Annotated in this window: 14 protein-coding genes and 1 pseudogene; 5 read left to right on the forward strand and 10 right to left on the reverse strand. The window is 61.6% G+C overall.

Annotated features, from left to right (window positions below; all coding sequences use genetic code 11):
• The 5 genes from ACLP2E_RS06285 to ACLP2E_RS06305 all read left to right on the forward strand — a co-directional run.
• Nucleotides 1-305: FliM/FliN family flagellar motor switch protein (locus ACLP2E_RS06285; protein ID WP_442465439.1), on the forward strand; the 305-nt coding region annotated here is incomplete at its 5' end.
• Nucleotides 306-329: 24 nt separating this feature from the next.
• Nucleotides 330-668, forward strand: a complete 339-nt coding sequence (gene fliN, locus ACLP2E_RS06290; RefSeq protein WP_442462415.1) for a flagellar motor switch protein FliN — start codon at nucleotides 330-332, stop codon at nucleotides 666-668.
• Nucleotides 649-1716 carry a flagellar motor switch protein FliG gene (locus tag ACLP2E_RS06295; RefSeq protein ID WP_442465440.1) on the forward strand — a complete coding sequence of 356 codons (1068 nt, stop codon included), beginning with the start codon at nucleotides 649-651 and terminating at the stop codon, nucleotides 1714-1716. Before fliN ends, ACLP2E_RS06295 begins: the two co-directional genes overlap by 20 nt.
• 40 nt (nucleotides 1717-1756) lie before the next feature.
• Nucleotides 1757-2836 carry an EscU/YscU/HrcU family type III secretion system export apparatus switch protein gene (locus ACLP2E_RS06300; protein ID WP_442462416.1) on the forward strand — a complete coding sequence of 360 codons (1080 nt, stop codon included), beginning with the start codon at nucleotides 1757-1759 and terminating at the stop codon, nucleotides 2834-2836.
• 11 nt (nucleotides 2837-2847) lie between these two features.
• Nucleotides 2848-3321: a hypothetical protein gene (locus ACLP2E_RS06305; RefSeq protein WP_442465441.1), complete on the forward strand. Its 474-nt coding sequence runs from the start codon at nucleotides 2848-2850 to the stop codon at nucleotides 3319-3321.
• Between the two features lie 39 nt (nucleotides 3322-3360).
• Here the strand turns inward: ACLP2E_RS06305 and ACLP2E_RS06310 are convergent, their stop codons facing one another.
• The 10 genes and pseudogenes from ACLP2E_RS06310 to flgD form a co-directional block, all read right to left on the reverse strand.
• On the reverse strand, nucleotides 3361-4197 hold the full coding sequence (locus ACLP2E_RS06310) for a PilZ domain-containing protein (protein ID WP_442465443.1): 837 nt from the start codon (nucleotides 4195-4197) through the stop codon (nucleotides 3361-3363).
• Between the two features lie 126 nt (nucleotides 4198-4323).
• Nucleotides 4324-5474, reverse strand: a pseudogene (locus ACLP2E_RS06315) (methyl-accepting chemotaxis protein); the annotation flags it as partial.
• A 138-nt stretch (nucleotides 5475-5612) separates the two neighbouring features.
• Entirely contained in the window at nucleotides 5613-6095 is a 483-nt protein-coding gene (locus ACLP2E_RS06320; RefSeq protein ID WP_442465442.1) for a hypothetical protein, read from the reverse strand.
• A 13-nt stretch (nucleotides 6096-6108) separates the two neighbouring features.
• Nucleotides 6109-6486: a hypothetical protein gene (locus ACLP2E_RS06325; RefSeq protein ID WP_442462420.1), complete on the reverse strand. Its 378-nt coding sequence runs from the start codon at nucleotides 6484-6486 to the stop codon at nucleotides 6109-6111.
• A 10-nt stretch (nucleotides 6487-6496) separates the two neighbouring features.
• Nucleotides 6497-6991 (reverse strand): rod-binding protein, encoded by a 495-nt coding sequence (locus ACLP2E_RS06330; protein ID WP_442462421.1) that lies wholly within the window; start codon nucleotides 6989-6991, stop codon nucleotides 6497-6499.
• Nucleotides 6992-7033: 42 nt separating this feature from the next.
• Nucleotides 7034-7432, reverse strand: a complete 399-nt coding sequence (locus tag ACLP2E_RS06335) for a hypothetical protein (RefSeq protein ID WP_442462422.1) — start codon at nucleotides 7430-7432, stop codon at nucleotides 7034-7036.
• Nucleotides 7432-8184, reverse strand: a complete 753-nt coding sequence (locus ACLP2E_RS06340; RefSeq protein ID WP_442462423.1) for a flagellar biosynthetic protein FliR — start codon at nucleotides 8182-8184, stop codon at nucleotides 7432-7434. The genes ACLP2E_RS06335 and ACLP2E_RS06340 overlap by 1 nt, the downstream gene beginning before the upstream one ends.
• Nucleotides 8181-10271: a flagellar biosynthesis protein FlhA gene (gene flhA / locus ACLP2E_RS06345; protein ID WP_442462424.1), complete on the reverse strand. Its 2091-nt coding sequence runs from the start codon at nucleotides 10269-10271 to the stop codon at nucleotides 8181-8183. Before flhA ends, ACLP2E_RS06340 begins: the two co-directional genes overlap by 4 nt.
• 60 nt (nucleotides 10272-10331) lie before the next feature.
• On the reverse strand, nucleotides 10332-10598 hold the full coding sequence (gene fliQ / locus ACLP2E_RS06350) for a flagellar biosynthesis protein FliQ (protein WP_442462425.1): 267 nt from the start codon (nucleotides 10596-10598) through the stop codon (nucleotides 10332-10334).
• A 24-nt stretch (nucleotides 10599-10622) separates the two neighbouring features.
• A complete protein-coding gene (gene flgD / locus ACLP2E_RS06355) occupies nucleotides 10623-11045 on the reverse strand; it encodes a flagellar hook assembly protein FlgD (RefSeq protein WP_442462426.1) in 423 nt (140 codons plus the stop codon).
• Between the last annotated feature and the right edge of the window lie 154 nt (nucleotides 11046-11199).

Raw genomic sequence — 11199 nt, forward strand, 5'->3', positions numbered from 1 at the left:
ACCCCCGCTGGCAGAAACTGATGCATCTGGGCGTGCAGAAAGCCGAGATCGCCGCGATCGGCATTCTCGATGAAAAGACCGTGATGCTCGGCGAAATTTCTCAATGGCGCGTCGGCGACATCCTCCCCGTCAACGCCTCCGCCCTTTCGAAAGTGCGGCTCGATTGCAAGAACCAGCCGTTGTTCTGGTGCGACCTCGGACAGTCGAGAGGCCACTACACGTTGAAAGTCTCCGACCGCGTCGACGTCGACGAAATGCCGCTCGCGCAATTCCTTGCGCTCGCAGGCGCAACTGAGGCCAAATAGGCTTCTCCATCCCCGAGGACAAAAATGTCAGACGCCGTCGAACTCCCGAAAACCGCTGACGCCCCGGAACCCGGTCTCGCCGCGCCGGAATTCGAAAACTCCGGGCATGACGCCATCCTGCGCATCCCCGTCACCGTGCAGGTTGTGCTGGGTTCGGCAAAAATGCCGGTGTCCCATCTGATGAAACTTGGGCGCGGAGCCGTCGTAGCTCTCGACCAGCGTGTCGGCGAACCAGTCAATGTCGTCGTCAACGGACGCATTGTAGCGCGCGGCGAAGTCGTTGTCGTCGATGAAGACAATTCGCGCTTTGGCGTCTCCCTGACCGAAATCGTGGGATCCGCCGATGTCGACGCCTTTGCCTGACGAAGTCGCGAAAATCGTGTCGCAGCAGGCGGGACGCGCCTATAGTCTGGCGCGCCCGCTGTTCGGCGCCGAAAAGGTGGCCGCGCTTCTGCTCGCGCTGGACAAGCCAATCGCCGGCCGGCTGCTCAAGCGATTCGATTCGCTCGAATTGCGGCAGGTCACGCGCGCCGCGTCTGAGCTGGGCTCGGTCAATCCCGCGACCATTGAAAAACTGATCGAGGATTTCGCCGAGCAGTTTTCCGCGGGCGCGGAATTGCTCGGGTCGGCCGGCGAAGCCGAAAATCTGCTCGCGGGCGCGCTCGAGCCGGAGGAGGCCGCCGAAATTCTTTCCGATGTGCTCGGCAATTCCAACAAGGCCATGTGGGACCGCCTTTCCGCCGCGCCGGAAAGCGTCCTCGCCTCCTATCTGTTGAAAGAGCATCCCCAGACTTTCGCTTTGGTTCTTTCAAAACTTTCCTCCGGGACCGCCGCCAAGATCATGGCGCAAACGCCGCGCGACCTGCGCAACGGCCTGATGCGCCGGATGCTGTCGCCCCGCCCGGTGATGGACCCGATGATGCGGATATTGGAGCGGACGCTGCACGAGGATCTTCTCTTGAACGTCGCGCGAAACACCGGCGCCGACACCCACTCGAAGATCGCCGACATCATCAACAAAATGGAGCGTGACCAGATCGAGGACGTGCTGACCAGCCTCGCCGAAGACCGGCCAAAAGACGCCGAGACCCTACGGGGGCTGCTGTTCACTTTCGAAGACATCGCCAAGCTTTCGCAAAAGGCGCGCACCACGGTGTTCGACCGCCTCCCGGCGGATCGCGTCGTGCTGGCGCTGAAAGGCACCGACGGCGCTTTCCGCGAGCTCATTCTTTCCTCGATGGGCGCGCGCGCCCACCGCATGGTGGAAAGCGAACTGAACACCGGCGGCCCGGCGCAGCAGCGCGACGTGTTGAAGGCGCGTCGCGCCATCGCCGACGCCGTGCTTGAAATGGCCGAACGCAACGAGATCGAAATCAATTCCGGCGGCCAAAGCGACGCCATCTTCGAATGAGTCGCCTTGACCGGCGCGTCCGGCAGAAAAGCAGGCCGGCATGAGCGACAAGCCCGACAAGGAAAGCCAGACCGAAGAGGCGACCGAGAAGCGGTTGCACGATTCGATCGAAAGGGGCGACACGCCGACTTCCCGCGAGACGGCGCTGTTCGCCAGCCTGCTCGCATCGTTGCTGTTTTTCGCCTTCTTCCTGCGTTCCGGCGGTTCTCGCCTGGTTGGCGGCTTGCAGCAAATGCTCGACCAGTGCGGCCAGTTCCGCCTCGGCGAGGGACGCAACGCGAGCGCCCTTTTCGCCGCCGTCACCGAAGCCGGAGTGGCTTTCGTGCTTCCTGCCTTCGTGCTTTTCGTCGCCAGCGCCCTGGTCGCCTCGTTCGCGCAAAATCCGCCGCGTCTTGTGACGGAACGGATCGCGCCGAAATGGGAGCGCGTCTCTCCGGCGACCGGATGGTCGCGGCTGGTCAGTCCGCGCGGCGCCGCCGAATTCGCCAAAAGCGTGCTGAAACTTTTCGCCGTCAGCTTCATCGCGGCGTTGATCCTGAAAAGCGAAATCGCCTCCGCCGTCGCGACGCTTTATTCCGATCCAAGCGGCTTGGCCGACCACCTGCTCTCCATGGTCACGCGCCTGCTCGCCGGTATCGCCGCCGCCGTTTTCGCTCTCGCCGCCGCCGATCTGGTGTGGTCCCGGCTGCACTGGAAGCGTGATCTGCGGATGAGCCGCCAAGACGTCAAGGACGAGATGAAGCAGATCCAGGGCGACCCGATGGTCAAGGCCCGGCTGCGCTCGGTGGCGCTGGACCGTTCACGCAAGAGAATGATGAGCGCCGTGCCGAACGCCACGCTAGTCATCGCCAATCCGACCCATTACGCCATCGCCTTGCGCTATGTGCGCTCGGAAGGCGGCGCGCCGAAAGTCGTGGCCAAGGGCCAGGATCTGATCGCCCTGAAAATTCGCGAAATCGCCGAGGAGCACGGCATTCCGGTGATCGAAGACAAGGCTCTGGCAAGGTCCATGTACGACCGTGTCGAAGTCGATATGATGATCCCCGCGGAATTCTATCGCGTGATCGCCGAACTCATCCATTTCCTCAACAAGAGCGGTGCAGGACCGCGCAGCCAGTGAAAGCGACTTCCATGGAAAACGCCGAATTTGCGGCTGACTTCACGCTGTCCTGCGAAAAACTCCTCGCCGAGAGCCTGGCCGACGTTGCAACGGAACTGCGTCTGATCAACGTCGTCGACCTGATCGTTTATGTTCATGCACAGCGTTGCGCCAATCTCGAGGATCTGGTCAATTCGTCCGCCGAACTCTATTTCAAACACGGCGCCTTGCGCTACGCATGGTCGGCCGATCTCGAAGTTCTCTGGGACGCTCTCCCGACGATTTCTCTGAACATGGAGTTCTGCTGGCATGGCGTCACCGCCTTTTTCAATCTCTGCCTGAATGCGGCGCGCGCCGGCGTCGACATCCAGCATCTCGCTTTCGACGGCTCCTGTGGCGTGGCTGCCGAACGGTTGCGGCTTTTTTCCCTGGCGGTCGCGGATTCGCGACTGACCCCGCCGCGCCGCGCTCCGGCGGGCGTGATTTGCAAAAGCGCCGATTTCTGAGAAATCGGCGCCGACGGCGTCTCGATGCCCGGGCGGCCCTCAGGAAATCTTGGCGCCCATGCGCAGGCCGCCCCAGTGCCGCCCACGGACATGGATCGGCGCGGAAATATCTTTGATCAGCTCCACCCGTCCGCCGCCAAGATCGCGCGGATAAGTCTGACTGAGGATTTGCTGGATGTTGCGCCCGGCCATCAACCCGGTCATGTCGTCGAATATCCGGCGGTTGCGCGAATTGGCGTTGTTCCACATGGGATCCTCGCCCTGCGGCGCGGAATATTTCTTGTTGTGCACCGGCAGATAGCCATTGCGATCGACGGCGGCGGAAAACACGATCGCCTGATCGAGGTCGAGAATCGGCTCCTGAATCGCGGGCAGCCGACGATCGAGAAAATCGAGCGCGCGATTGCGATATTGTTTCGGATCGGAGTTCTGGATCGGCACGTAATTGACGTCGAAAAGATCGGCTTCGGAAATCTCGCCCTTGGCGATCGCCTCCTCAAAAAGGCGGGAGATCATTCCAGCTCGGGCGATAACGATTTCGCGGAAAACCTCCTCCTTGCCGAATAGACGCTGCATCAACGTTTTCAGCTCCGAAGCGGTCGCATCGGGGACTTCGACGAACTGCAGGCGTTGACCGAATTCCGAAACGCCTGCCGCGCGCGCCCGAAGCGGGCCGATATCCTTGAGCCTGGCTTCGACGACCGTTCCCAATTCCAGCTTTTCAGCCAGCCCGACAATCAAGGCGCCACCTTCCGAAATCTCGACGATATCGGCATTGACGCTGCGCCCCCCTATGGTCATTTCGACCGGAACTTTGGCCGGCGAACGGGGATTGCGGCGCTGATCGGCGTCGGCGAAATTGCGTAGAGTCATCATCAGCCGCGTCGACAGGCGCTCGAACAGCGTGCTGACCTGGCGCGACTGCGTCGTAACTTTTTCCGCCACCCGGTCCGCGTCGGCGACCGCGCCGGTGAACACGTCCACGCTGGCGCCCAGACGCCCCGCGCCGCTCGCGGCCGAATTTGCGCTCTGGCCGATTTCCTGGATCGCCTCGACCTGCTGCCCGGAGCTGAGCGCCACCGATGCTGCTATTTCGGAAATGCGCCCAATGATTTCACGCATGTCCTTCATCGTACCGACCGCAGCCGTGGTGGCGCTTTCGATTTCGGAAATCTGACTGGCGATATCGCGTGTCGCGGCATTGGTTCGCTGGGAAAGCGACTTGACCTCATTGGCGACGACGGCGAAACCGCGTCCGTTTCTCCGGCGCGCGCCGCTTCGATAGTCGCGTTGAGCGCGAGCAGGCTGGTCTGATTGGAAATGCCCCCGATGAGGCCGACGATTTCGGTCACCCGCGCCGCCGAAGCGGCCAGCAAAACGAAGCGCCGCGTCGCTTCGTCGGCCCGCTCCACCGCATCGCCGACCAAAGCGTTGGCCTCCCTGGCCTGTCGCCCGACTTCCCGGCTGGAGTCGTGCAATTCCGAGACCGCAGCGGCGACTGAGGCGATGGAATCGGACGCCGTGGAGGCTCCGTCCTTGACCAGCGAGACGCCGCCGCGTAATTCCATCAACACTTTTTCGAGATCGGCGACAATGGCGCCCAACGAGACCGACTGCGTCTCCGCTATCGCGTTCGACGCCTCCATTTCCGAGTTTACACTTTGCACCAGATCCAGCGCTTCACGCTCACGCGCCACCGATTCGATTCCGGCGAAATAGGCTGTCAGGGCTCCGCTCATGTCGGCGAAAAGCACTTCGGCCATCGCGTCGAGCAAGAGGGACTGGCGCGGCGTCGCGGCGAGAATGATGCGGGCCAGTTGCTTGAAGAATAGCGCATAGGAGTCGATGTAATCGGCCGGCCGCAATCCGATCCGCGCATGGGCCCCGCCTACGCGGCGCGCGCGCTTGGCGGTCTCCGCGTCCGGCGTGCGCGACAGGACAAATTGCCAATGCTGCTTGAGACTTTTCTTGAGGCCATCGACCTTTCCCGATTTGGCGAGGATTCCGCCTTTGGAGGGGTCCGCCTGCAAGCCCGAATAAAATTCGTCGATGATCCCGTCGAGCCGAGGACCAAGCAAGGCCGCCAACGCCGCGTAAACATCCGTCGGCGCCGAACGTGCCGCACGCGTCATTCCGTGACGAAAAAATTCCATGCCTGACGCACCATGAGTTGGGGGCCGCAAGAAGCGCCAGTTGGCGCGCGCGCTATTCCGGATTGTTCTCCACCCTTCAGAATTTACGGCCAGGCGCTTGCGCGGAACTGTCTTTCGTGCGAGCCGCCGCGACTGCCTTCAACGCGGCGCCTGATCCTTCGGCATGTAGGAGAAGTCCTGGATCAGGATTTCCTGGATCAATCCATTGCCCAGTTTTTCATTGACCATATTCTTGAGTTGGATCGTCAAACCGGTGATGTCATATTTGTCGAGACGCCGGAAATCGAGGCTGGGATCGCCGTAGAGTGTCCGGAATGCGTAATCCATGATGAAGACCTCAGGCGTGACATTGAGCTTCTCCGCCACCTTGACATTGACGCCATAGAGAAACTGCACGATCACATAGCCTAGCAAGGCGCCGTCGGCGATGATCGGCACATTGATCACCCGCGTCTTGCGATATTCGTAGAGCGGCGGCGCGCTGTCAGCGGCCGGCGCCATGAACGGCAGGCCCAGCCAATGCGATGCGGCGGCGCTGGTAAAAGCGGTGATCCCGCTCACCCAAATCGCAAGGACCAGCATCTTGATCATCGGTCCCTCCAGCAGGCCCCATTGCAGCACTCCCGAATCAAACTCAAGCCCCGCCGCGATCGTAGGTCCCGTCGGATTCCGCTTCTTGCATGGCCCGCGAAACAAGGCTGGAGATTTCATCCATCGCCCGCAAATGGTGCGCGAGAATCTGGCGATTGGCTTCGAGCTTGCGCACCAGTCGGCGAATGCACTCCCGGTCCACCAGCTGAATGTCGAAATGGCTGAAATTACGCAGGATTCGATTGAGTTCCAACAGGCCCTGCTGCTTGCGATGGTTGAAATCGGTCAATTCCACTGCGCGATTTTCGCGCAGCAGCGCCGTTTCCTGATCGACAAGGGTTTCCATGCGGCCAATCGCCTCGTAAAACGCGGTCTGTGCGCTGGCTTGTTGACGCGGCGACGCGCCCGATTTTTGGACCATGCGCGCCTCGTCAAACTTTACCAGCCGTCGGCGGCGCCGACGGGAACTGACCGAACTTCTGCTGCCGCGCCGAATGCAGCAGATCCTGATGGGTTGCGAACAGCCGGGTCCCGAGTTTCAGCGCCCCGGATTTCGCCACTTGATCGGCGATTTTATCCGACAGCATGGACCTCCATACGTCACCCGCAACGCCTCCGCCGAAAACATCCACGGCGTCCTTTGGCAACATCTGGTCGATGAAGCTTTTCAACAGCACGCTTTCCAGGCCCATCGCGGCCTTTTGCGCCGCCGACCCTTGCCCGCCGAGCGTCGAAGCGATCGGGTTCCGGTAGGAAAAATCCGGGTGCGACGGAGCGACGACGAGGCCATCCAGCGCCCGCGAAAACTGACTCGTCGCGTCGCCGCCCGCCCCTGCGTCGAGCGCGCGTGTCGTCGCCATGGCCTTTTGCGGATCGGCCGCGCGGGCGACGTCGAGGATGATATCGGAAGCCGGAGAAATCGCCATTGGGGAACCGCGTATGTCTTGGGGAATGATAGAACGTCAAGCTTACGGGAGGCTGGTCCGCGATTGCCCGGCGAGCCTTTCAGCGATGTCGAGCAAGGCGCGCCTTTCCGCGTCGCGCTCCATCGCTCGGATCGTCTCCCTCAGGGTCTTCTCCAACGCCTTTTTTTGCGCGCTGCGCCGCAGCAGCGCCTGCTTTTGCTCCTGTTCGGCAATGTCGAGATCGCGTTCGCTCCTGTCGGTTCGCGATATATGCCGGCAGGCCAGACCGAGGATCAAACTATCGGTCTTTTCCTCGTCGCCGAGGAGCGCGAACATGGCGCGCCTTTCTTCCCCCATCTCCTGCCGGCGCCGCCGGGTTTCGTTCAGCCGCGCTTCTTCGAGCTTGTGCAACTGGGTCTTCACCTGGAGCAATCGGGCCAGCGATTTATGTCGATCGCGCATCAGTTCCCCTTGACCGCCCAATCGGCGAATTGCGAAATGAACTCTGAGACCATCGGCCCGGAAACGAAGTAGAACAAAGCCAATCCGAGACCGATCGCCAGCGGACCGGAAATGAAGAAAACCGGAATTTGCGGGGTCAGGCGGTTTACCAGGCCAATCGCCATATTGACGACGACGGCGAAAACGATGAACGGGCTGACGATCCTGAGCGCTATGACAAAAGTCCGCGCCAGACTGTCGGCGACCGAGGTCAGTGCGACCGCGGGCGACAGGGCGAAGCCGACCGGCATGATCGCATAGGAGGCGACAATGCCACGGATCAGCTCCCAGTGCAGACCGGAAGCAAAGATCAGGCAGGTCGCGGTCAAGGTGACGAGCGTGGCGATGGGCGGCAGCAATTCGTTTTCGTCGATCGGCGCGCCGAACGCATTGCTCATGCCGATATTCATCGACGCCGCCATCATCATGGTCTCAAGCGCCAGGAAATAGAGTCGCCCCAGCAGCCCGATCATTCCGCCGATAAATAACTCGCCGAAGATATTGCCGGCCAATGCGGCGAAATGAGCGATGACGATAGGCTTGCCGCCGGTCAGGACAGGCGCCAGCGCCAGGGTCAGCGCCAGGGCGATGAACAGTCGCGCGCGAACCGGCAGGCGAGGGCTGGAAAAGCCCGGCGCCAGCATCAGGCAGGCGCCGATGCGGCAGAACAGGATCAGCGCGGAAGTGACCATTTCCCCCGAAATCGCATTCACGAAATCGTGCCCAGCGATTTGATCTCGACGCCGCGCGCCAGTTCGAGATGTGACAGGACGGGAAGGGTTGCGAACAGGCGTTCGACGATCATGCGCACATAGGGGCGCGATTCCGGCGCCGCGATGATGACGAAATGCTCGCCGGCGTCCATATGGCGGCGGATCGCGCCGGAGGCTTCCTCGCCGAACTCCTCGACCAGCCGAGGATCGATGTCGAATTCCGCCACGTCGCCCTTGGCGTCGCGCTTGAGGCTCTGGTGAAACACCATGTCCCAGCGATTGCCCAGTCGCAAAATCTTCAACGCGCCGCCCTGGGCGAGGTCGCCGCAGATTTGCTGGGCCATGCGAATGCGCACATGTTCGACGATCTGTTCGGCGCGACGCGCATGAGGCGCGATTTCGGCGATGGCTTCGAGAATGAGCTGGAGGTTGCGGATCGAAATCCGCTCGGCGAGCAGCAGTTTCAGCACCGCCTGCAAGCCGGAATAGGAGATTTGCGAGGGGCTGATTTCATCGAGCAGGCGCTTGTATTCGGGCCCCAGCCGGTCGAACAGGGCGCGCATGTCCTTGTAGGAAAGCAGTTGCGCCAGATTGTTGCGGATCACTTCCGACAGATGGGTCAGCAGCACCGACATGTTGTCGACCGGATTAAACCCGCGGCGTTTCGCCTCGGCGACGAAAGCATCGGAAATGCTGTAGGCCTTCATGCCGAAGGCCGGTTCGCGCGTTTCCTCGCCGGGCGTATCGGGCCGCCGGCCGTCGCCGTTGATGATGAGATATTCGCCGATGCGCACTTCCTGGGTGGCGACGATGGCGCCGTGAATCTTGATCTGATAGCTTTTCGGCGGCGCGGTGAGACTGTCGGAAACCTTGATCTCCGGCACGACAAAGCCATATTGCACGGCGAATTTCCGTCGCATCCGGGCGACGCGCGTTGAAAGCTCGTTCTGCGACTGCAACAGCCGCGCCGCAAGCTGCTTGCCGATCACCAGTTCGATTTCACTGGTGCGCAAAGATTCCTTGACCGAATTCTTCGCCTCGGCGCGCTCCTGCTCTTCGCGCGCGCGCTGCGCCGCCTCCACGATTTCGCGCTCCTGCGCCAGTTTTTTCGGAATGGAGTGGCCGAGAAAAGCCAAGAGACCGCTGAACAAGGCGAAGGGAAAAAACGGCAGCATCGGCGTCAGGCCGAGGAAGAACAGCAACCCGCTGGCGACGTAGAGCGCGCGCGGATAATTGCCGAGCTGCCCTAGCACCGCCTTGTTGGCCGCGCCGCGCGTGCCGCCCTTGGAGACCAGCAGGCCGGCGGCCAATGAGACGATCAGCGCCGGAATTTGCGAGACCAGGCCATCGCCGACCGATAATTTGGTATAGACGTCGGCGGCGGCGGCGAGGTCGAGCGAATGACGGGTGACGCCAATGACGATGCCGCCGAAAACATTGACCGCGAGGATGATCAGACCGGCGATGGCGTCGCCGCGCACGAATTTCGAGGCGCCGTCCATCGAGCCGAAGAACGAGCTTTCCTCCTCCAGTTCGCGGCGGCGCTGCTGGGCTTCCTTGTCGTTGATCAGACCGGCGGAAAGATCGGCGTCGATCGCCATCTGCTTGCCGGGAATGGCGTCCAGGGTGAAGCGCGCGCCGACTTCCGCGATGCGGCTCGCGCCCTTGGTGATGACCAGGAAATTGACGGTGATCAGGATGATGAAGACCACCAGGCCGATGACGAAGTCGCCGCCCATCACCAGCCGCGCGAAGCCGCCGATGATGTAACCCGCCGCCGTCACGCCCTGCGCGCCATGGGTGAGAATGAGGCGCGTCGTGGCTATGTTCAGCGCCAGCCGCAACATGGTGGAAACGAGCAGGATAGTGGGGAAGGCGGAAAATTCCAGCGGCTTTTCGATCCAAAGCGAAACCATCAGAATCAGCACGGACAAGGCGATCGAAAAGGCCAGCCCCAGGTCGATGATGAAAGCCGGAACCGGCAGGAAAAAGATGCAAAGGATGCCGATGATGCCAAGGGCGAAGGCGATGTCGCGCCCGCCCTTGGCCGCGGGTTGCAGGGAAGTGATCGCCGCTGCTTGCGCCATGTTTCACCTTATCGTTTCGATAAGGCAGGATGGTCGCCAAAGCTTGCCTCAAACTGCCGCTCAATAGCCCTTTTCCACGCGGCTATAGACCTGTTCGGTGAAGGAATGAATCTGCGCGCCGATGAACGAGCCGCTCAGCGCCAGCACCACCAGGACGGCGATGATTTTCGGAACGAAAGTGAGCGTCGCTTCCTGGATCTGGGTCAGCGCCTGAAACAGGGCGATGGCTATGCCGACCGCCATGGCGGCGGTGACCGCCGGTCCTGCGCCAAGCAGAATCGTCCAGATCGACGAGTGCAGGAGATCGAGCGCGTCGGCTTCATTCATCGGCGTGATTCACCGCATCATGCCTCACGAGATGGTGACGCCGGAGACCAGCGTCACCGTCTGGCCATTGGTGAGGTTGGCGGTCGCGCCGCTCGAATTGATGGTCACCGAAGAAATCGTGCCGCTGACCGAACCGTCAGCGGAGGTGACGGTGTGGCCCACCGCCGATTCGGCCTGCGACAGCGTGTTGGTGTTCAACAGCGAGGTCAAGGTTGTGTTGGTCTGCACCTGCTGCTCGACCGCCGAGAATGAAGCGAGCTGCGACAATTGCGCGACCGGATCCATCGGTTGGGTCGGATCCTGATTCTGCATTTCGGTCATCAGCAATTGCAGGAACTGGTTGTAATTGAGTGTCGCGGAAGCCGCGGTCGTGCTGGCTGCCGAGGCGGCGGCGGTGGAGGAAGCAGCGGCGGGGGCGCTGACGGTAGCAACGGGAGAGACGGTCATGGCCTTTTTTCCTCTAACATCACGCGGCGGCTGAGGCCGGCTTTTTTTCCATCATTTCGGCTTCGAGGGCGAACAGCCCTCGAAGGGTCTTCAGCGCCTCGAAGGGGCGATCGGCCGCGACGAAAGCCTCGGCGGCGCGCAAGCCTGCTGTTAC

Origin of the sequence: Rhodoblastus sp. (assembly GCF_052145335.1) — a bacterium.
In the GTDB taxonomy this organism is placed as follows: domain Bacteria; phylum Pseudomonadota; class Alphaproteobacteria; order Rhizobiales; family Beijerinckiaceae; genus Rhodoblastus.